The sequence below is a fragment of the Sphingosinicella microcystinivorans genome, from assembly GCF_027941835.1.
Classification (GTDB): Bacteria; Pseudomonadota; Alphaproteobacteria; order Sphingomonadales; family Sphingomonadaceae; genus Sphingosinicella.
This window is the reverse complement of the sequence record NZ_CP116005.1, coordinates 2340322-2361210: the sequence shown is the minus strand read 5'-3', so window position 1 is coordinate 2361210 and position 20889 is coordinate 2340322. Positions and strand designations below refer to the sequence as shown.

Annotated in this window: 20 protein-coding genes; 11 read left to right on the top strand and 9 right to left on the bottom strand. The window is 68.7% G+C overall.

Annotated features, from left to right (window positions below; translation table 11 throughout):
• Window positions 1–44 precede the first annotated feature (44 nt).
• Both PE061_RS11350 and PE061_RS11345 read left to right on the top strand, forming a co-directional pair.
• Window positions 45–698, top strand: a complete 654-nt coding sequence (locus PE061_RS11350; protein WP_271255398.1) for a TetR/AcrR family transcriptional regulator — start codon at window positions 45–47, stop codon at window positions 696–698.
• Entirely contained in the window at window positions 695–2086 is a 1392-nt protein-coding gene (locus tag PE061_RS11345; protein ID WP_271255397.1) for a protein adenylyltransferase SelO family protein, read from the top strand. The genes PE061_RS11350 and PE061_RS11345 overlap by 4 nt, the downstream gene beginning before the upstream one ends.
• Here PE061_RS11345 and PE061_RS11340 read toward each other — a convergent pair.
• The 5 genes from PE061_RS11340 to PE061_RS11320 all read right to left on the bottom strand — a co-directional run bounded on the left by PE061_RS11340 (window position 2065) and on the right by PE061_RS11320 (window position 8791).
• Complete coding sequence (locus tag PE061_RS11340) at window positions 2065–3342, bottom strand: N-succinylarginine dihydrolase (RefSeq protein ID WP_271255396.1); 1278 nt, start codon at window positions 3340–3342, stop codon at window positions 2065–2067. The genes PE061_RS11345 and PE061_RS11340 overlap by 22 nt on opposite strands.
• Window positions 3339–4772: a succinylglutamate-semialdehyde dehydrogenase gene (gene astD, locus PE061_RS11335; protein WP_271255395.1), complete on the bottom strand. Its 1434-nt coding sequence runs from the start codon at window positions 4770–4772 to the stop codon at window positions 3339–3341. Before astD ends, PE061_RS11340 begins: the two co-directional genes overlap by 4 nt.
• On the bottom strand, window positions 4759–5778 hold the full coding sequence (locus tag PE061_RS11330; RefSeq protein WP_271255394.1) for an arginine N-succinyltransferase: 1020 nt from the start codon (window positions 5776–5778) through the stop codon (window positions 4759–4761). The genes astD and PE061_RS11330 overlap by 14 nt, the downstream gene beginning before the upstream one ends.
• Before the next feature lie 86 nt (window positions 5779–5864).
• Complete coding sequence (locus tag PE061_RS11325) at window positions 5865–7094, bottom strand: hydrolase (protein ID WP_271255393.1); 1230 nt, start codon at window positions 7092–7094, stop codon at window positions 5865–5867.
• A complete protein-coding gene (locus PE061_RS11320) occupies window positions 7091–8791 on the bottom strand; it encodes a thiamine pyrophosphate-binding protein (protein WP_271255392.1) in 1701 nt (566 codons plus the stop codon). The genes PE061_RS11325 and PE061_RS11320 overlap by 4 nt, the downstream gene beginning before the upstream one ends.
• A gap of 170 nt (window positions 8792–8961) precedes the next feature.
• Here PE061_RS11320 and PE061_RS11315 point away from each other — a divergent pair, with 170 nt between their 5' ends.
• From PE061_RS11315 to PE061_RS11280, 8 genes are all read left to right on the top strand, one after another.
• Window positions 8962–9720 carry an enoyl-CoA hydratase gene (locus tag PE061_RS11315; RefSeq protein WP_271255391.1) on the top strand — a complete coding sequence of 253 codons (759 nt, stop codon included), beginning with the start codon at window positions 8962–8964 and terminating at the stop codon, window positions 9718–9720.
• 81 nt (window positions 9721–9801) lie between these two features.
• Complete coding sequence (gene cobA / locus PE061_RS11310; protein ID WP_271255390.1) at window positions 9802–10554, top strand: uroporphyrinogen-III C-methyltransferase; 753 nt, start codon at window positions 9802–9804, stop codon at window positions 10552–10554.
• Window positions 10551–10847: a DUF2849 domain-containing protein gene (locus tag PE061_RS11305; protein ID WP_271255389.1), complete on the top strand. Its 297-nt coding sequence runs from the start codon at window positions 10551–10553 to the stop codon at window positions 10845–10847. The genes cobA and PE061_RS11305 overlap by 4 nt, the downstream gene beginning before the upstream one ends.
• The gene (locus PE061_RS11300; protein ID WP_271259178.1) at window positions 10847–12481 is read left to right on the top strand and encodes a nitrite/sulfite reductase; all 1635 of its coding nucleotides are present in this window, start codon (window positions 10847–10849) and stop codon (window positions 12479–12481) included. Before PE061_RS11305 ends, PE061_RS11300 begins: the two co-directional genes overlap by 1 nt.
• Window positions 12474–12899, top strand: a complete 426-nt coding sequence (locus tag PE061_RS11295; RefSeq protein ID WP_271255388.1) for a DUF934 domain-containing protein — start codon at window positions 12474–12476, stop codon at window positions 12897–12899. Before PE061_RS11300 ends, PE061_RS11295 begins: the two co-directional genes overlap by 8 nt.
• Complete coding sequence (locus tag PE061_RS11290; RefSeq protein ID WP_271255387.1) at window positions 12892–13647, top strand: phosphoadenylyl-sulfate reductase; 756 nt, start codon at window positions 12892–12894, stop codon at window positions 13645–13647. The genes PE061_RS11295 and PE061_RS11290 overlap by 8 nt, the downstream gene beginning before the upstream one ends.
• A gap of 144 nt (window positions 13648–13791) precedes the next feature.
• Entirely contained in the window at window positions 13792–14559 is a 768-nt protein-coding gene (locus PE061_RS11285) for a precorrin-2 dehydrogenase/sirohydrochlorin ferrochelatase family protein (RefSeq protein ID WP_271255386.1), read from the top strand.
• On the top strand, window positions 14556–15530 hold the full coding sequence (locus tag PE061_RS11280) for a zinc transporter ZntB (protein WP_271255385.1): 975 nt from the start codon (window positions 14556–14558) through the stop codon (window positions 15528–15530). Before PE061_RS11285 ends, PE061_RS11280 begins: the two co-directional genes overlap by 4 nt.
• On the opposite strand, the gene PE061_RS11275 is transcribed toward PE061_RS11280, so the two are convergent.
• The 4 genes from PE061_RS11275 to PE061_RS11260 all read right to left on the bottom strand — a co-directional run bounded on the left by PE061_RS11275 (window position 15527) and on the right by PE061_RS11260 (window position 20266).
• Window positions 15527–16249, bottom strand: a complete 723-nt coding sequence (locus PE061_RS11275) for a response regulator transcription factor (RefSeq protein WP_271255384.1) — start codon at window positions 16247–16249, stop codon at window positions 15527–15529. The two genes, PE061_RS11280 and PE061_RS11275, sit on opposite strands and share 4 nt — an antisense overlap.
• A 22-nt stretch (window positions 16250–16271) precedes the next feature.
• Window positions 16272–17810: a sensor histidine kinase gene (locus PE061_RS11270; RefSeq protein WP_271255383.1), complete on the bottom strand. Its 1539-nt coding sequence runs from the start codon at window positions 17808–17810 to the stop codon at window positions 16272–16274.
• Complete coding sequence (locus PE061_RS11265) at window positions 17807–19495, bottom strand: putative bifunctional diguanylate cyclase/phosphodiesterase (protein WP_271255382.1); 1689 nt, start codon at window positions 19493–19495, stop codon at window positions 17807–17809. The genes PE061_RS11270 and PE061_RS11265 overlap by 4 nt, the downstream gene beginning before the upstream one ends.
• 186 nt (window positions 19496–19681) lie before the next feature.
• Window positions 19682–20266: a urate hydroxylase PuuD gene (locus PE061_RS11260; protein WP_271255381.1), complete on the bottom strand. Its 585-nt coding sequence runs from the start codon at window positions 20264–20266 to the stop codon at window positions 19682–19684.
• 211 nt (window positions 20267–20477) lie between these two features.
• Here PE061_RS11260 and PE061_RS11255 point away from each other — a divergent pair, with 211 nt between their 5' ends.
• The gene (locus PE061_RS11255; protein ID WP_271255380.1) at window positions 20478–20861 is read left to right on the top strand and encodes a hypothetical protein; all 384 of its coding nucleotides are present in this window, start codon (window positions 20478–20480) and stop codon (window positions 20859–20861) included.
• Window positions 20862–20889: the final 28 nt, after the last annotated feature.

Sequence of the window (20889 nt, the reverse complement as noted above, 5' to 3'; positions counted from 1 at the left end):
GTTCCCATATCATCAGCGTCAACTGCGGGAGGGTGATGAGGTTTATGGCGACGCGCATAGCGGAAAGCCGATCGCGGCGGTATGATCCGGCGGAAACGCGCCAGCGCGTGCTGGAAGCGGCGAACCACCTGTTCTCCACGCAGGGCTTCGCGAAAACCGGCACGGCCGACATCGCCCGCGCGGCGGACGTTTCGGAAGGCTCGATCTTCTATCACTTCGGTTCGAAGCGCAGCCTGCTCGAAGAACTGGGCCGCATGTACGGCGAGCGCATGTGCGCCGCGATGGAAGCGGGCGACCGGCTGGAAGACCTCGAACCCGGCATCACCATCCAGCGCTGCTTCGATTACTGCGCCACGCAGAAATCGTGGGAAAACATCGTCAACGCCAACTGCGCGGGCACGGCGGGCCACGGCAAGATGGGCCTGAAATCGAACCCCGACGCCGAGCCGTTCTACCGCGCCTCGCACGAGGTCGTCTCGGCGTGGTGCGAAAACCAGTACCGCGCGATGGCGAAGAAGTACGACCTTACCGACGTCGACACCAGGATCGCGGCGGAGCTGACCTACGCCGTCGTCGGCGCGGCGCTCGACATCGCGTTCGCGCCCGGCGTCGACGATGAGCAGCGCAGGCGCGTGGAAACGGAAACGATCCGCTACGTGCGCTGCGCCTGCGGCCTGCCGCACACGCACGGGGCATGACGGGCGCGCCCTACCGGCCCGATCCCGCGATCCTCGAACTCGGTCCCGACTATTACGACCCCGTCCGGGCCGCGGACTTCCCGCAGACGATCCTGCGTTTCCGGAACCAGCGCCATGCCGAAACGGTGGGCCTCGGCGACCTTGCGGACGAGGACTGGGTCCGGCACTTCGGCCGCTTCGCGCCGCTGCCCGGCAACCTGCTGCAGCCGCTGGCGCTGCGCTATCACGGCCACCAGTTCCGCACCTACAACCCCGACATCGGCGACGGCCGCGGCTTCCTGTTCGCGCAGATGCGCGACGGTGCGGGCCGCCTGCTCGACCTCGGCACCAAGGGATCGGGCCGGACGCCCTACAGCCGCTTCGGCGACGGTCGGCTGACGCTGAAGGGCGGCGTTCGCGAGGTGCTGGCGACCGAGATGCTGGAGGCACTCGGCGTCCATACGTCGAAGAGCTTCTCGCTGATCGAGACCGGCGAGGCGCTGACGCGCGGCGACGAGCCCTCGCCGACGCGCTCCTCCGTGCTCGTCCGCCTCAGCCACAGCCATATCCGCTACGGCACCTTCCAGCGCCTCGCATACCTGAAGCAACTCGATGCGATCCCGCCGCTCGTCCGCTACTGCCTGCGCCATTTCGTCGGCGGCACGCACGACGATCCCTATGCGGCGCTGATGGACCATGCCGTGGCGGGCGCCGCCCGGCTCGCGGCAAGCTGGCGCACCGCGGGCTTCGTCCACGGCGTCCTCAATAGTGACAACATCAACATCACAGGTGAAAGCTTCGACTACGGCCCCTGGCGCTTCGCCCCCCGCTGGGACGATTCGTTCACCGCCGCCTACTTCGACAACTTCGGCCTCTACAGCTTCGGCCGTCAGGCCGAGGCGCTGCAATGGAACGTCCACCAGCTCGCGCTCGCCCTGCGCACCGTCGCGGAGCCCGAAAGCCTGATCCCCGCGCTCAAGACCTTCCCCGAACGCTACGAGGCCGCGCTCGCCGAGCGCTACCTGTGGCGGCTCGGCGTGAAACCCCACGACGCGAAGTCCGACGAGGCGCTGGCGCTCGCCATCGAAGCCGCGCTCGGCGCAAGCGACATCGCCCCCGACCGCTTCTGGTTCGACTGGCGCGGCGGCAGGCGGCGCGGAGCGAACCCGGCAGACGCGATCTACGACGCGGCACCGTTCGACACCTTCCGCGCCGCGGTTTCCGCCTACACCTCCACCGACGACTGCACGCACCCCTACTGGTCGGACACCGCGCCCTGCACGATGCTGATCGACGAGGTGGAAGCAATCTGGAAGCCCATCGACGAGGCCGACGACTGGAGCGCCTTCAACACGAAGATCGCCGCCGTCCGCCGCATGGGCGAGGCTTACGCCAGCTCCAGCAGCTGAAACAGCGCCCGCCGGGCTTCCCACGCCGTTTCCCACAGCGCGGGATTGCCGAGATCATCGGGCGCGATGCTTTCCGGCCAGTGCGACTCCACCAGTTGTTCGAGCGCGTCCGCCTTCGCATCGTCGAGCAGGAAGCGCCGGTCGATCGCGGCGAGCGCCGCCTCGCTCACCGCGACGCGCAGACGCAGGCACGCCGGGCCGCCGCCGTTCTTCATGGATTCGCGCACGTCGATGAAATGGCAGGCGCGGATCGGGCCGTTGCCCGCGAGCATGGCGTCGAGCCACGCTTTCACGCGCACGTTCTCCTCGCTCTCCTTCGGCAGCACGAGTACCATCTCGCCCGAGGGCAACGTGACGAGCTGCGAGTTGAACAGGTACGAGCCGATCGCGTCCTCAAGACTGACCGCGCTTGCCGGCACTTCGACGATCTCGACCTCCGGGAGACGGCGGCGCAACTCCGCGTAAAGCGCCTCCTTGTCCTCGAACGCCTGCTCATGTGCGAACAGCACCCGCTCGTTGGCGACCGCGACGACATCGTTGTGGAACGCCCCCGCCTGAATCGCCGCATCCGCCTGCGGCCAGAAGATCGCGTCGTCCACGGCGTTCAGCCGCGCCACGGCCTCCGAGGCGCGGCGATCCTGCCGCGACGGGAAGCGGCCCTGCCGGTCCTCGCCGTAGATGAAGACCTCCACGCCCTTCTGCCCATGCGACGGACAGAGGCGCATGAAGTTCGCCGCGCCCTCGTCCCCGAACTTTCCGGGCACGGCGGCATGGACGGCGAAGTAGCGGCTGTCCGCGAACATCGTCGCAAGTTGCCGGTACGTTTCCGTGTGCTCGATACTGCGATGCGCCATCGTCGAGAGGTTGGCGGCGGTGACGTGCACGCGCCCGTCCGCCGTGTCGGGCGCCGGCGACACCGTTCCGGCATTCGCCGTCCACATCGACGAGGCCGACATGGCGTTGCGGAACAGCACGGGGTCGGCCGCGAACGCCGCGGCGCAGACCTCCGCATCCGTGCCCGAGAAACCGAGCGTTCGAAGCCATGCCGCATTCGGGCGCTCATGCGGCAGGAAGAAGCCCTGCCGCAGCCCGAGCGACATGAGAAACCGCATCTTCGCAAGCCCCTGCAAGGCGGCGGCGCGCGGCAGCGACACCCCGCCCGCGTTCTTCGCGCTGGCGATGTTGCCGAGGCTGAGACCGGCGTAATTGTGCGACGGGCCGATCAGCCCGTCGAAGTTCACCTCGATCGTGGTCATGCCTCGTCGACCCTCAGGCCCGTCGTGATCGCGCCGCGCACCTTGGTCTCCTCAAGGCTCGCGACCGGAAACGCACAGTAGTCCGCCGCGTAGTAAGCGCTCGGCCGGTGGTTGCCGCTCGCGCCGACGCCGCCGAACGGTGCGTTCGACGCCGCACCCGTCGTCGGCCGGTTCCAGTTGACGATGCCCGCGCGGGCGCCCGACCAGAAGCGGTCGTAGAGCGATTGATCGCCGCCGATGAGTCCGGCGGAAAGGCCGAAGCGCGTGGCGTTCGCCTCCATCATCGCCGCGGAGAAGTCCGGCACGCGGATCAGTTGCAGCACGGGGCCGAACATCTCCTCGTCGGGGCGGTGCGGAACCTCCGTCACGTCGAGAAGCGCGGGCGTGAGGAACGGCCGGTCCGGTGTAATCCGGGTCAGCCGCCGAATGGCTGTCGTACCCATGCCTGTGAGGATGGAGACCTGTTCAAGCAGCCGGTCCGCCGCGCGGTTGTCGACGACCGGCCCCATGAACGGTTGCGGCTCGTCGAACGGGGCGCCGACGATGATCTTGTCGATGAGCGCCGTGACCTGTTCAACGAGCGCCTCGTGCTTCCCCTCCTCGACGATCAGGCGGCGCGCGCAGGTGCAGCGCTGCCCGGCGGAAAGATAGGCGGACTGGACGACGAGCGCGGCGGCGGCGGGCAGGTCCGCCGGGTGCACATCCCACGCGACGAACGGGTTGTTGCCGCCCATTTCGAGCGCGAGAATCTTGTGCGGCGTCTCGGCGAACTGGCGGGCGAGCGCGTGGCCGGTCGTTGCGCTTCCCGTGAATAAGAGCCCGTCGATGCCTTCATGCCCCGCGAGCGCGCGGCCGACATCGCCGCCGCCCTGCACGATCTCCAGCGCGCCTTCGGGAAGTCCGGCCTGCATCCAGCATTCGCGCATCAGCGCCGCCGTGCCGGGCGTCAGTTCCGAAGGCTTCAGCACCACGGCATTGCCCGCGAGGAGCGCGGGCACGATGTGTCCGTTCGGCAGGTGCGCCGGGAAGTTGTAGGGGCCGAGCACCGCGAGCACGCCGTGCGGACGGTGGCGAAGCTGCTGCGTGAAGCCCTCGCCGTCTTTCTTCCGGCTGCCCGTGCGTTCCTGATAGGCGGTGAGCGAGATGTCGACCTTGGCGATGACGCTCTGCACCTCGGTCTTCGTTTCCCAGAAGGGCTTACCGGTCTCGCGCGAGATCATCGTCGCCAGCGCGTCGCCGCGGTCGCGCACGATGTTCTGGTACCGGCGCATCAGCTCGACACGGTCCGAGAGACGCACCGCCTCCCATCCCGGCTGGGCGGCGCGCGCGGAGACGACGGCGCGGTTCACGTCCTCGGCGCTTGCGACCGGGCCGCGCCAGACGACCTCGCCGGTGGATGGGTCGGTCGAAACGATCTCAGGCTGCGACATGGCTGATCGTCTCCCCGGCGTGAAGACCGTGCAGTTCGGTTTCCGAGGCGGTGAGCGACAGGCCCTGCGCGGTTTCCGCGGCGCCGCTCTGCCACGCGCGGAAGTCTTGCAGCGTTCCCTTTGCGAGGAGCGACGTCACCGCTCCGCCTTCCGGAAGCGCGGCGTCGGCGACGGGGAGTTCGCGGGACTGCCGGACGGTGCGGATGTTGTCAATGTAGCCGAAGACGGTGGGACCGCCGTCGAAGATGTCAACATAGCCTTCGTAGATGAAACCCTCCTTTTCGAGCAGCTTCAGCGCGGGAACGCCGGTATCGTGCGGCTTTCCGATCACCGCGCGCGCTTCTTCGGGGAGAAGCGCGGTGTAGATCGGGTATTTGGGCATCAGATCGGCGATGAACTGGTTGCCGTGCAGCGAATTGAAGCGGTCCGCCTCCTGGAAGGGCATCTCGAAGAACTTGCGGCCGAGCCCGTCCCAGAACGGCGAGTTGCCCTCCGCGTCGTGCCAGCCGCGAAGCTCGGCGACGACGCGCGTCGGGAAGCGCGCGCGGTGGCGCGCCATGAACAGATAGCGGCTGCGCGCGAGCAGGCGCCCGAGCCCCTCGGCGCGAAGCTCCGGCAGCAGGAACAGCCCGCCGACCTCCGCAGCGCCGTTGAAATCGTTGGTAAGGTGCAGCACCTCCATCGTGATGTTGCGCCCGAGTTCCTTCGAGGTCTGGTTCACGGTGGCGAGCTTGTAGGTGTAGAACGGCCACTCGCCGCCGAGACGCGAGAAGATCATCGCGCTGCCGCCGATGCGGCCCGTCTCCGCCTCCTCCATCAGCAGCATGTAAAGCTCGTCCTGCGGCAGCGCGCCTTCACGCGCGAAGCTCTCGCAGCTCCAGCCGATGCGGCGCGCCAGCGCCTCCCGGTCCGGCGGCAGGTTGGTGAAACCGCCGCCCGTCTGCCCGGCAAGCACGAGCAGGGCATCGACATCGTCCGCGCGCGCGGGCCGAATGAACCAGACCATAATATCTCCCCCGGCGCGGCCGCGCCTTCACACGTGTTGTCGTGTTGTCGGGGACGATATCGGTCCGGACACGGATCCGGCGCCGATCAGGCCCCGTGGCCGTCCCAGGCACCCTGCGCGAGACGCATCAGGATCAGTGCCGACAGCCGCGCCCTTTCAACAAGGGACGCGGTAAGCAGATACTCTTGATCCGAGTGGATCGAGCCACCTCGTACTCCAAGCGTATCGACGACCGCAAGCCCCGCCGCGGCAAGATTGTTGCCGTCGCAGACGCCGCCGGTGTCGCGCCAGCCGATGTCGAGACCGAGATCGAGGCCGCAGGCGCGCACGAGATCGAAGAGTTTCCGCTGGTGCGCGTCCATCGGCTTCGGCGGGCGCGCGAAGCCGCCGGAAAGCTGGATCGAGACGTCGTGGGCCGCAGCCACGGCACTGATCGCGTCGGCGACGGCGTGGGAGGCGCGGTGCTGGTCCTCGAAGGTCGAGGGGCGCATGTTCCAGCGCAGCACGGCGGTATCGGGCACCACGTTGTTCGGCCCGCCGCCCTCCATCTTCGCGACGTTCACGGAGAGCGTGGGGCCTTTCAGCGCATCGAGCCGGAGCGCGAGGTCTGCGGCGGCGATCACCGCGTTGCGCCCCTCTTCGGGGTTGCGGCCCGCGTGGGCGGCCTTTCCGGCGACAGCGGCGGCGAAGTTGCCGCTGCCCTTGCGCGCGCCCGCGAGCGTGCCGTCCGGCAGCGAGGCGGGCTCGAAGGTGAGACCGATCTGGCAGCGCCGCCCGGCCTCGGCGAGCAGCGGCCCGGAGCCGAGCGAGGACACCTCCTCGTCGCTGTTGAGCACGATCTCCCAGCCGAGCTGCGACGCGAACGGCGACGCCTCGAAGCATTTGAGCGCCCAGAGCATGACGGCGATGCCGCCCTTCATGTCGGCGACGCCGGGGCCGTTCAGCACGCCGTCCGCCAGCCAGCGCAGCGCCTGGAACGGGTGATCGGCGGGAAACACCGTGTCCATGTGGCCGGTGAGCAGCGCGCGCTTGTTCGCCGGGCGGTCCATGACGATGTGGAGATTGTCGCCGTGCGCCAGCGCATAGGTACGCCCCGCCGCGTCCACCGCCTCGACGGGCGCGGGCGGCACGCGGCGGATCTCGCCGCCGAGCGGCGCGAAGGCCTCCGCCAGCACGTCCGCGTACTGCGCGAGGCCCATGAGATTGCGGCTTCCCGTGTTGATCGCCGCCCAGCTTTCGATCGCAGCGAGCATGGGCGCGTGCGTATCGTCGAGGAACGCGAGCGCCTCGACTTCAACATCGGTCAGTCGTGTCATGCCGTCTCGTCCAACCGCCTGCCGGGAGCGATCTCGCGCGGGTCGGTCTTCACGCTGATGAGCGCAGGCACGCCGCTTTCGCGGGCGCGGGCGAGCGCGGCGGGGAAGTCCTCGTCACGCTCCACGGTTTCGCCGTGGCAGCCGAAGCTGCGCGCGAAGGCCGCGAAATCCGGGTTCGCCAGCGCCGTGCCCGATTGCCGCCCCGGAAAGTCGCGCGCCTGGTGCATCCGGATCGTGCCGTACTGGCCGTTGTCGACGACGATGAAGATGACGTTCGCGCCGTAGCGCGCGGCGGTGATGAGTTCGTTTCCCGACATCAGGAAGTCGCCGTCGCCCGCAAGCACGATCACCTCGCGTTCCGGCTGGAGCAGCTTCGCGGCGATGCCCGCCGGAACGCCGTAGCCCATCGCGCCGGAGGTCGGCGCAAGCTGCGTGCCGATGCGGCTGTGCTGGTGGAAGCGGTGCAGCCATCCCGCGAAGTTGCCCGCGCCGTTGCAATAGATGGCGTCCCCGCCGAACACCGCGTCCAGATGGCCGATCACCGCGGCCATGTTAACGCCGTTCACAACGCTGGTGGGCTGCACCCACGCTTCGTAATCGGCGCGCGCCGCGCGGGTCCAGTCCGCCCAGCGCGTGCCGTCGACGGCGAAGCCGAGCTCGCCGAGCGCCGCGCAGGCGAGGCGGATCGAGGACTGGATCGCCAACGCCGGACGGCGGACGCGCCCCAGCGTATCGGCGTCGGGATGGATATGGACGAGGCTCTGCGCCGGGGTCGGCACGGCGGGCACCGTGTAGCCCTGGCTCGCCACCTCGCCGAGCCGCGTGCCGAGCGCGATGATGAGGTCGGCGGCGTTGACCCGCTCGATGAGCTTCGGGTTGGAGCCGAGGCCGAGTTCGCCCGCATAATTCGGGTGCGTGTTGTCGAACCGGTCCTTGCGGCGCCACGAGGTGATGACGGGGAGCCCCGCGCTTTCCGCGAAGCCCTGCACCGCGGCGACGTCATCGGCGGTCCAACCCGGTCCGCCGAGCCACAGCAGCGGGCGTTCGGCGGCATCGAGCATGTTGGCGAGCGCGGCGACGGCGGACGCGTCGGGCGACGCCTGCGGCGGCTCGATGCGCGCGGCGACGGCGGGCTGCGCCTCGTGGGTCAGGACATCCTCCGGCAGCGCGATCACCACCGGACCCGGCCGCCCCGAGAGGCTGAGCGCATAGGCCGAGGCGACGATCTCGTGCGCGCGGTCGGCACGGTCGAGCACGAACACGCCCTTGGCGAGCGCGCCGAACATGCGGCGGTAATCGACCTCCTGAAACGCCTCGCGCCCGATCATGTCGGTGCCGACATCACCGACGAACAGCAGCATCGGCGTCGAATCCTGAAAGGCGGTGTGCACGCCGATCGAGGCGTGCGTAGCGCCCGGCCCGCGCGTCACCATCGCGACGCCCGGCCTGCCGTTCAGCTTGCCGTAGGCCTCTGCCATGTTGGCGGCGGCGGCCTCGTGGCGGCAGGTGATGAGCGCGATCCTGTTCTGCACGCCGTGCAGCGCATCGAGCACGGCGAGGTAGGATTCGCCCGGGACGCAGAATACGTGGCTGGTGCCCTGAAGGACGAGAGTTTCGGCGATGGTTTCGGCCACGCTCGGCATGGTCGGATCGGTGCCCGCGCGGAGCCGCGAAGTCAAGCCGGGTTGGCCGGACATCCCTCGACTTCGCCCGGGATGATGATCGTGGAGCAACAGGGGCTTGCGTCCCGAGCCCTTCGGACGCCTGCCAACGCGGGCACCCCGGGACGGGCGAAGGCCGGAGGACGCACCACCCTGTCCTCTCTCCGAGCTACCCGTCGCCGTGCGTTTCCGGCATTGAGCCCCGCATGACCGACACTATCCGCATCGAACGCGACGGCCGCGTGCTCGTCGTCACCATGAACCGCCCCGACAAGAAGAACGCGCTGACGCACGCCATGTACGCCGCGATGGCGGACGCGATCGACGGCGCGCAGGAGGACGACGGCATCCGCGTCGTGCTGCTGACCGGCGCGGGCGACGCGTTCACGGCCGGCAACGACCTCGTCGACTTCCAGTCGAACCCGCCGCGCGGCACGGACACGCCGGTGGCGCGGTTCCTGCGCGCGATCCTGAACGCCGAGAAGCCGCTGATGGCGGCCGTGGGCGGCGTCGCCGTGGGCGTCGGCACCACGATGCTGCTGCACTGTGACATCGTCGTCGTCTCCGGGAACGCCATGCTGCAAACGCCGTTCGCCGACCTCGCGCTGGTGCCGGAAGCCGGGTCGTCGCTGCTGCTGCCGCAGGTGGTCGGCACGGCACTCGCCAGCGACATGTTCCTGACCGGGCGGCGGCTTTCCGGCGAGGAGGCGGTGAAGATCGGCCTTGCCTCGCGCTTCGCACCGCACGCAGAGCTTGAAACCGAGGCGCGCCGCATCGCGCACGGCATCGCCGCCAAGGCGCCCGAGGCGGTGCGACTGACGAAAGGCCTGCTGCGCCGGAACCGCGAGGAAACCGGCGCGCGCATGGCGCATGAAAGCGCGCTTTTCACCGAGCGGCTGAAATCGCCGGAGTTCATGGAGGCCGCCACCGCCTTCATGCAGAAGCGGCCGCCGAACTTCGGCTGATCCGCGCGCATCAAGCCCGCCTTGGCCCTGCCAAAGAAAGCCTTGCTTGGCCTGCGCGCGCGAGGAGACCATCTAGCACCCATGATCATGGGCAAACTCATCCTCGTCGGCGCCGGGCCGGGAGATCCGGACCTTCTGGCGCTGCGCGCGGCGCGGGCGCTCGGGCTTGCAGACGTCGTCGTCCACGACGGGCTCGTCGACCCGCGCGTGCTCGACCTCGCGCCGCGCGATGCGCGCCGCATCAGCGTCGCCAAGCGGCGCGCGCGCCACACGATGCCGCAGGCGGAAATCAACGCGCTCCTCGTCGCCGAGGCGAAGGCGGGGCATGTCGTCGTGCGCGTGAAGGGCGGCGATCCGTTCATCTTCGGACGCGGCGGCGAGGAAGTGGAGGCGGCGCGGGCCGCGGGCGTGCCCGTCGAGGTCGTCCCCGGCATCTCGTCGCCGCTCGGCGCGGCGGCGGAAGCGCTGATGCCGCTGACACACCGCGACCACGCCTCGATCGTCAGCTTCGTCGCCGGCCAGTGCAAGAGCCTCACCGAGCAGAACTGGGCCGGGCTTGCCGGCAAGGGCCGCACGCTCGTCATCTACATGGGCGTCGCCACCTCCGCCGCGATCGCCGAGAAGCTGATGGCGGACGGGCTGACGCCGGACGTGCCGGTCGCGATCCTCGAACGCGGCACGCTGCCGGGCGCGCGCGTCATCCGCAGCATCCTTGCAGACCTCGAGGGCACGGTCGCGCGGCACGCGGTGAAGAGCCCGGCGCTGATCGTCGTCGGCGCGGTCGCCGCGCTCGGCACGGACGTGGACATCAGGACACTGGAGATGCAGGCGTGAAGCTGCTGACGGGAAACGACCTCAAGACCGGCGATGTCGTCTGGTGGACGGGCAGCGACTGGTCGCGCCACATCGCCGAGGCGGCCGACGTCGACGGCCACGGCGAGGCCATCGCCGCCGCGGAGGAAGCCGCGTGCCGCGTGAACGCGCCCTATGTGGTGGACGGCGAGGCGACGCCCGAAGGCCCGCGCCCCGGCCATATCAAGGACCGCATCCGCGCCGCCGGCCCGACCGTGCGCCCCGACCTCAACATCAAGCCCGCCGATCCGACGGCGGGGGGATGGGTGATCTGATGTACAGGTACGACCAGTATGACCGCGCGATGGTCGATGCGCGGGTCGAGGAATTCCGCGACCAGACGCGCCGCCGCATCGAAGGCAAGCTGACCGACGACCAGTTCAAGCCCCTGAGGCTCAAGAACGGACTTTATCTTCAGCTCCACGCCTACATGCTGCGTGTCGCGATCCCCTACGGCACGCTGGACAGCCGCCAGATGCGCAAGCTGGCGCACATCGCGCGCACCTACGACCGCGGCTACGGCCATTTCACCACCCGGCAGAACATCCAGTACAACTGGATCAAGCTGGAGGAAGCGCCCGACATCCTGGCCGAGCTCGCCACGGTGGAGATGCACGCCATCCAGACCAGCGGCGAGAGCATCCGCAACATCTCCGCCGACCAGTACGCCGGCGCCGCGGCGGGCGAGGTGATCGACCCGCGTCCGTGGGCCGAGATGATCCGGCAGATGACCACGTTCATGCCGGAGTTCAGCTATCTGCCGCGCAAGTTCAAGATCGCCGTCGTCGCGACGCCCGAGGACCGCGCGGCGCTGCGCTGGCACGACACCGCGCTCAGGATTGTGAAATCGGACGCCGGCGAGATCGGCTTCGAGGTCTATTCGGGCGGCGGCATGGGCCGCACCCCGATCATCGCCTACAAGATTCGCGACTTCCTGCCCGCGGGCCAGATTTTCTCCTATCTTCAGGCGATCCTCAGGGTGTGGAACCGCCACGCCCGGCGCGACAACATCCACAAGCAGCGCATGAAGATCCTCGTCCATGAACTGGGCGAGGAGGAATTCCGCCGCCAGGTGGAGGAGGAGTTCGCGCACTTCCTGACGCTGGACCAGGATTTCCCGCAGGCCGAATACGACCGCGTCGCCGCCTATTTCGCGCCGCCGCTGTTCGAGAGCGGGCTTGCCGAGGACATCGACCGCTCCGACCCCGATTTCGCGCTGTGGGTCGACCGGCAGGTGGCCGCGCACAAGGCCCCCGGCTACGCGATCGTCAACATCAGCCTGAAGCCGATCGGCCAGATTCCCGGCGACATCTCAGCCGAGCAGATGGAGATCGTGGCCGATCTCGCCGAGCGCTACAGTTTCGACGAGCTGCGGGCGACGCACGCGCAGAACCTCGTGCTGCCGCACGTCCGCAAGCAGGACCTCTACGCGGTGTGGCGGGCGCTCAGCGAGGCCGGGCTCGGCGAGGCGAACCTCGACCTCGTGACCGACATCATCGCCTGCCCCGGCCTCGACTATTGCAGCCTCGCCAACGCGCGCTCGATCCCGGTGGCGCAGAAGATCGCCAAGCGCTTCGCCGATCCGGCGCGCCAGCGCGACCTCGGCGAGCTGAAGATCAAGGTCTCCGGCTGCATCAACGCCTGCGGCCACCACCACGCCGGCCACATCGGCATCCTCGGCGTCGACCGCAAGGGCACGGAGAACTACCAGCTCCTGCTCGGCGGGTCGGGCGCGGAGGATGCAAGCCAGGCCAAGATCACCGGCCCCGGCTTCGATGAAGCGGGCATCGTCGATGCGGTGGAACGCGCGATCGAGCGCTATTGCGAGATCCGCGCGCCGGGCGAACGCTTCCTCGACACCTATCGCCGCGTCGGCATGGACGGCTTCAAGGAGGCGATCTATGGTTGATGTCCTGCGCTTCCGCGACGACCCGCAGGCCGACGAGCCGGCGGTGACGCTCGACGCCTTCCTCGACCAGTCGAACGCCGGCTCCGTCCGCATCGAGGCGGGCGACGATGTGCGCCGCCTCGAGCCTACGCTCGAACGGGTGCGGCTGGTGGAGATCGACTTCCCGCGCTTCCGCGACGGGCGCGGCTTTTCGAGCGCGCGCATCCTGCGCGAAATGGGTTATACTGGCGAGATCAAGGCCACCGGCGACGTTCTGGTGGACCTCCTCTGGTTCATGCGCCGCTGCGGCTTCGACAGTTTCGCGCCTAACGCGCCCTTCGACATGGACGACGTGAACGCCTCCCTTGCGCGCTATCCGCACGTCTATCAGCACGCGGCGGACGACGCCGTGCCGATCTGGGCCTTGCGTCATGGCTGAAGCGGCCGCCCGCAAGCTCGACACCATCGACGTGCGCCCGGCCTACACGCAAGAGGACGCCGACGCGCTGAATGCGCGCTTCGCGGGCGTCGGCACGCTCGACATGCTGCGCGCGGTGTTCGCGGAAAAGCTGCTCGGGCGGACGGCGGTTGTCTCCTCGTTCGGTACCGAGAGCGCCGTGCTGCTCGATCTCGTCGCACGCGTCGATCCGGACGTGCCGGTGGTGTTCGTCGACACGCTGAAGATGTTCCCGGAAACCGAGCGTTACCGCGAACAGCTGCTCGACCGGCTGGGCATGACGAACCGCGCGGTGGTGACGCCCGACCCCGTCGTGCTCGAAGCGAAGGACGCGACGGGCCTGCGCTGGTCCTACGACCCGGACGGCTGCTGCGCGATCCGCAAGGTGGAGCCGCTGGCCCGCGCCAAGCAGGGCCTCGACAGCTGGATTTCCGGCCGCAAGGCGTTCCAGTCGCAGACGCGCGCCGCCCTGCCCCGCTTCGAGATCGAGGACGGGCGCCTGAAGCTGAACCCGCTCGGCGACTGGGTGAAGGCCGACCTCGACGCCTATTTCGCGGAGCGCGACCTGCCGCGCCATCCGCTGGAGGCGGAAGGCTATCTCTCGATCGGCTGCCAGCCCTGCACGAGCGTCGTGAAGCCGGGCGAGGACCCGCGCGCCGGGCGCTGGCGCGGCTGGGACAAGACCGAGTGCGGCATCCACACCGGCGTCAGCGAGCTGCCGAGCTTCTGACGGCCGTGGCGCCGTGGTGCGTCCCTCGACTTCGCTCGGGATGAAATAGGCTTTTACGCTACATCCATCATCCCGAGCGAAGTCGAGGGGCGCACAACCTTCAACACGCCTGCCACTTTCCAGTCCGGCGCGGGCGTGGCATCCATGCCGCCGATGGACCAGCTTCCCGTCTTCCTGAACCTGAAGGGCATGTCCGTGCTGCTCGTCGGCGAGGGCGAGGCGGCGGAGGCGAGGCGGCGGCTGATCGAAAGCGCGGGCGGGCGCCTGACCGACGATCCCGATGCGGCGCGCATCGCCTTCATCGCTGAGGAGACGAGCCCGGCCGAGGTCGCCGCGCTTCACGCGCAGGGGCTGCTCGTCAACGTCGTCGATCGTCCCGATCTCTGCGACTTCACCGTGCCTGCCATCGTCGACCGCTCCCCCGTGCTCGTCGCCATCGGCACGGGCGGGGCATCCGCAACGCTCGCGAAGGCGCTGCGCGAACGGCTGGAAGTGCTGCTCCCGGCGTCGCTCGGCACGCTTGCCCGCAACATCCGCGCGGCGCGCGCGCGGGTGACGGACGCCCGGCCGACGCCATCGGGACGGCGCCGGTTCTGGGACCGGCTGCTCGCTCCCGGCGCGGCGCTCGACCCTTTCGGCGACGTGCCCGACGCCGCGGCGCGGATCGACGCCGCGCTCGCCCTCAGCGACACGCACGCTGCCGAACGCCACGAGATCGTGCTGACGAGCGACGATCCCGACGACCTGACGCTCCGGCAGGTTCGGCTCCTGTCCCGCGCGGACACGATCGTGCACGGCGAAGATGTTCCGGCCGCCGTTCTCGACCGCAGCCGCCGCGACGCCGTCCGCCTCACCCGCGAGACAGGCGACGTCCGCCCGGGGCTGACCGTCATCCTGCGGAGATCGCCGTGAACGCAGTCGAGAACGGCAGTTTCGCCTACACGATCATGCCGGACGGCGCGGCGACGCGCATCGACACGCCGCCGGACTCCGATGCGGCACCGTCCTGCGCGCTGCTCTGGCGCCACATCGACGGCAACGACGCGGCGTGCCGCGAATGGCTGGAGCGCCGCTCCGGCATCCCCGAAGCGGCGGTCTGGGCGCTGCTCGAGCTCGAGACGCGGCCGCGCGCCGTGAAGATCGGCGACGGCGCGCTCGTCATCCTGCGCGGCGTCAACGAGAACCCCGACGCCGATCCCGACGATCTCGTCTCGATCCGCCTGTGGGTGACGGCGGGCGAGGTGCTCAGCATCAACTTCCGGCCGCTGCTCGCCATCGCCGACATGGAGCACGTGCTGCGCGACCGCGCGGTGCGCGACGCGGGCGATTTCATCGTGGAGCTCGCCGACGTGCTGATCCGGCGGATCGACCATACGCTCGACGACCTCTCGCAAAGCCTCGACCTGCTGGAGGAGGACGTGATCGACGAGCGGCGGCGGCATCTGCGCCCACGCATCGGCAAGGTGCGCCGCACGGCGATCGGCCTCAGGCGCTATATCTCGCCGCAGCGCGACGCGCTCTCGCAGCTTGCGAGCGGGCCGTTCGGGTTCTTCGACGAAAGCGATCGGATCAACCTCGCCGCCGCCGCCAACAGCGTGACCCGCATCATCGAGGAGATCGACGCCGTCCGCGATCAGGCGGCGGTGCTTTCCGACCAGCTTTCGGATCTCCGTCAGGAGGCGGTCGGCAACCGCACGCTCGTGCTGTCGATCGTCTCGGCGGTGTTCCTGCCGCTCACGTTCATCACCGGGCTCATCGGCATGAACGTCGCAGGCATCCCCTACGCCGACGAGGCGTGGGCCTTCTACGCCATCGTCGGCTTCAACGTCGCGCTTGCCGTCGGCGTCCTCACGTGGCTGCGCGCGAGGGGATGGTTCCGCTAGCGAACGGCGCCCAGCGCCTGCCGCGCCAGCGCCGCGATCTCGGCAATCGCGGCCGGGTTCACCGGCAGGTCGGCGCGCCCCGGATCGGCGAGGCTGTCGGCGATCTGCGCGATACGCTGGAGCGGCGGCTCGATGAGATCGGGGTTGATGCCGCCGGTCAGCACGGCCTTGCGGTCGGCGATCAGGCGCTCGACCTCGCTTTGCAGCACGCGGCGCTGCTCGCTTTCGAGTTCGAGTTGCTCCTCGAGCTCCGAAAGCTCGATGGCGCGGCGCGTCACCCGCTCGTCGAGCTTGGCGTTGGCGAGCTTCAGGTTGGCGGCGTGCTGGCGGCGCTGGAGCTGCGCCTCGATGCGCGCGGCGAGCACGTCGAAGTCGATGGGCTTCGAGACATAGTCGTCGGCGCCCGCTTCCAGCGAGGCGACCACGGTCTGCGCGTCCGCGCGCGCCGTCAGCATGATCACCGGTACCTCGCTGACGCGCGAATTGGTGCGAAGCTCGCGCAGCACGTCGATGCCGTTCATGTTCGGCATCATGTAGTCGAGCAGCACGAGATCGGGCGGCGATTTCTCGATGATCTGGAGCGCGGCCTCGCCGCTCTCGGCCGAAACCACCGTATAATTCAGGCGTTCGAGCCGCCTGCACACCACGGAACGGTTCGCCTCCACGTCGTCCACGACGAGGATTCGGCACCCGTTCCGGTCTCCTGCGTTCACAGTCATCAATACGCCCATGTCTTGTTCTTTATGCCGCGATGGTCTCAGGATTTGGTTGATTATTGATTGACCCTTTTTGCGTGCCGGTCGCATCGTCCCATTCGCGCAGGGATTCCTGATGCTTGCGGGGCAGGCGCAGGTTGAACGTGGAGCCGACGCCCGGCAGGCTGTCGACCGAAAGGCGCGCGCCCATCAGCTCGGCAAGACGCGCCGTGATGGCAAGGCCGAGGCCGGTGCCGCCGAAGCGGCGCGTCGTCGAGGCGTCGGCCTGCACGAAGGGCTCGAACAGCTTCTCGATCTGCTCGGGCGTCATGCCGATGCCCGAATCCGAAACGCTGATCTCGATCCAGTCGCGCCGCGCGATGGTGAGCGACCGCGCCGACAGGATGACATGGCCCTGCTTCGTGAACTTGCAGGCATTGCCGCCGAGGTTGATCAGGCACTGGCGCAGCTTCATGGAATCGTGCTCGGCAATGCCGACATCGGGCGCGATACGCAGCTCCAGCCGGTTGCCCTGCTGCTGCGCGAGCGGCTCCAGCGTCGAGCGGACCTCTTCGAGGAGGCCCTGCACGCTGAACTCGTGCACGTCGATCTCCATGCGGCCCGCCTCGATCTTGGCCATGTCGAGCAGCTCGTTGATCATGGAGAGCAGGTGCCGCGCCGAACCGTCGATCCAGCGCGCGTCCTCGGAGAGCTGCGCCTGCCCCTGCTCGGCGAGGTCCTGCCTGAGCACGTCGGCATAGCCGATGATGGCGTTGAGCGGCGTGCGCAGCTCGTGGCTCATGTTGGCGAGGAACTGCGACTTGGCCTCGCTCGCGTGCTGCGCGACGTCGCGCGCCTCGGCAAGCTCCGTGGCGGCGGTGGCGAGCTCGCTGTCGCGGCGTTCCACCTCGTCGAGCATGGCGTTCAGCAGATCAATGACGCGCCGCGTCTCGTCGTCGCCGAGCCGCTCGACGCGCTGGCTGTAGTCGCCGCTGTCGCGGATGCGCTCCATCGCCAGCGTCATCACCTTGAGCGGCCGGAACAGCAGGACGCTGATCCCCGCCGCGAAGAACAGCGAGACGAGGAACGCCACGGCGATGATGCCGATGACGGCGAACAGATAGGCGAACGACGGCCTTGTATCGAATTCCTCGACCGTGGTGATCTCGATCGAGCCGAGCATCCTGCCCTTGGCGACGATGGGTGCGGACGACACCGCCTTGCGGCCCTTGGGATCGGGCGAGGTGCGTTTCAGCGTGATGATGTCGCGGCCCGCCACGTCGCGCACGCGCACCTGCCGGATCACCTGCACCGAATCGAGCTGGCGCAGCACGCGCAGCGTCTCGTCGGTGTCGCCGGCGAGGATCGGCCCGGCAGCGATGCTGGCGACGCCCTGCGTCGTCAGCTCCTGGATCTTGTAGGTCGCCGCGACGACGGTCTGGTACTGGAGATAGGCGAACACCGAACTGGCGAGCGCCAGCGCCACCGTGCAGGCGAACAGCACCGCCGCAGCGAGCTTGACGCGGAAGGGCAGACGCTCAAGCCGTGCCCTGAAACCCGGGCGCGTCTTCAGGGGTCTGGTCAAAACGCCGCTCCGACGTGCTCCGGCTCATGCGCGTCGCGCCAGGTTTCGAATTCGGCGAGCGGGATCGGCTTCGAGATCCAGTAGCCCTGAAGCGTCTCGCAACCGATGACGCTGAGGATGTCGGCCTGAATCTCGCTCTCCACGCCTTCCGCGACGCACTCGTAGCCGAGCCCGCCGGCAAGGCTGACGATCGCCTGGATGATGGTGCGCGAGTCCGCGCTGGTGGCGACGTCCTTGACGAGTGACCGGTCGATCTTCAGCCGGTCGATCGGCAGGTCCTTCAGCCGCGCGAGGTTCGAATAGCCGGTGCCGAAATCGTCGATGGCGATGCTGATGCCGAGCCCGCGCACTTCCGCGAGGCGATCGACGATCACGGGATCGGACGACATCACCGTCGATTCGGTGATCTCGATCTCCAGCATCTCCGGCGGTGCCGACGCCGCCTCGATGCACGCGCGGACGTGCCGCACGAAATCGGCGCGCTCGACCTGCTGCGGCGAGACGTTGACGCTGAGCCGCAACCTGTCGCCGCGGGCGTGCCATTCGCCGACGATGCGCGCGGCCTCCGCGATCACCCAGCGGCCGACATCGACGATAAGGCCGCTGTCCTCGGCGATGTCGATGAACGAGGCCGGGGCGCGCAGCGACTTGTCCGGGTGGCGCCAGCGGATCAGCGCCTCCGCCGACACGAGCCTGCCGCTCTCGGCATTGATCTGCGGCTGCATGTGCAGCTCGAACTGGCCGCCCGCGATCGCCGCGCGCAGCATGGTTTCGAGCTGAAGGCGGTCGCGCACGCGCTCGTGCATCGCCGCTTCGAACAGGTGGTACTGGTTCCGCCCGCTGTCCTTCGCGTAGTACATCGCCGTGTCGGCGTTGCGCGTCAGCGTCTCGTAGGTCTCGCCGTCGTCGGGCGCGATGCAGATGCCGATGCTGGCGCCGATCACGATCGACTGGCCCGCGAACTCGAACGGCTCCTGCATGGCGCGCAGGATCTGCCGCGCGAGCTTGGTGGCGTCGGCCGGGCCGGAAACGTCCGGGAGCAGCACGGTGAACTCGTCACCCGCGAGACGCGCGAGCACGGCTTCGCCGCAGCCCGCGCCCCGGCGGTTCGATTCGGCGGAGAGCAGCACGCGCATCCGCGCCGCGAACATCGCCAGCAGCACGTCGCCCTGCGCGTGGCCGAGGCTGTCGTTGACGGACTTGAAGCGGTCGAGGTCGATGAACAGGATCGCGCTCTTCGCACCTTCCCGGCGCGCCATGCTGCGCAGGTGGCGTTCGACCGTGCGGCGGAAGCTCAGCCGGTTCGGAAGGTCCGTGACGGGGTCCTGCAGCGCGGTCTGCTGGATGGTGTCGATGTTGGTCTGGATACGCTTCTTGAACAGCTCGATCGCCGCCGTCAGCTTCGGCAGCGTGCGGCGCACCGAGCGCGGGATCGGCGGCGCGACGTCGCCGTCGCGGCGCGGGCGCACGAAATCGGTGATCCGCTCCACGGCGATCACCACCGGCGCCACCGTGTAGTAGACGGCCGCGAAGACCGCGGCCGCGCTGGCAGCGACGATGCCGCCGAGCACGACGAGCGCGCCCACCGATGGCAGCGCCGGCGGCCAGCCGAGGCTGTAGGCGAACACGAGCACGGCAATCACGGCGGACGCCGCGCCGGCATAGGCAAGCGAACGGATGCGCAACTGTGTTTCGAACAATCCGAGTACTCCGTGCCCCCCGCGCGGACCGGTCGTGCGGGGCTCAGCGGACACTCGCAGGATAAGGTAAACATTCTCTAAGCCACGCCCGCCAACCCGCGGCGCCCGAACGAGAAAGGGCGGCCCGTCAGGACCGCCCTTCCTTGCCCGGCTTTCCGCCGCGTGAGCGGGTCAGACCGCCCAGGACTGGTAGGCCGCCATCGCGTAGAGCATCGGGATCGACAGCAGCGTGTTGGTGCGGCTCGCCAGCATCGCCGCGCGCCCGGCTTTCGCCTTCGTCGCGTCGTCCGCCTCCACGAGCCCGAGCGCCTTCTTCTGGTTCGGCCAGATGATGAACCAGACGTTGAACGCCATGATGAGCGCCAGCCACATGCCGATGCCGATCAGGCGGAACGGCGACTGCAGCGTCAGCGCCTCGACGAGGTAGCCGAGGTGGCCTGCGAGCAGGAGGCCGAACAGCACGGTGAAGGCCGCGCCCCAGCGGAAGAAGAACAGCGCCTTGGGGGCGATGTGCTTGCTCACCGCCGGCTTCTGCTCGGCCGGGATCGACGGCATGGTGGGAATCTGGACGAAATTGAAGTAGTAGAGCAGCCCGATCCAGGTGATGCCCGCGAACACGTGCAGCCAGCGCAGCACGGTCTGTCCGAAAAGGGCGCCGTTGGTAGCGAAATCGCCGTGCAGCCCGAAGATCAGGACGAGCGCGAGGACAAGCCCCAGCCCCAGCGTAAAGTGCAGATTTTCAAGAATTTTGCCCATCAGCAGCTCCCCCGCGGCGTTCCCTGTTGCGACCCTTGCTGCGCGCCGCGACCGCGGCAAGGGTCCTCCCACAGTGTGATTGCGAAACATAACTACGCTTAAATTGTTCAGCGTAGAAGCATTGAGGTGATAATAAACGCGAATTCCGACGATACCCGGCCGAACGGATGGGTCATCCGAGACCGACACCGCTGATCCGAAAGGAATGTCGATGCCTTTTCTACACGTCATGCTCGCGATGGCCGCACAGGTGCTGCAACCGGCGCCGGTGCCCGAACCGGCGCCAGCGACGCCCCCGGCGGTCGACGAAGCCGCCGCCACGCCGGAAGACGCGGCCGCCATCAGCGCCCGCAAGCGGCTGAACGCCGAAGTGAAGGCACGCACCGACGCCACCGATGCCCAGTATGCCGCCGCACAGGCCGCGTACCAGGCGCAAATGCGTGAACACGAGGCGGCGGTGGAGAGCACGGCGCGGGCGCAGGCGGAGTACGAAGCCGCGCGCGCCGCCTACGAGCAGCGCCAGCGCGAGATCGCCGACTGGCAGGCCTGCGTGGACGGCGACAAGACGCGCTGCCCGCCGAAGCCGGGGAAATAGCGCCCCTCACACTTCGCGCGGATTGACA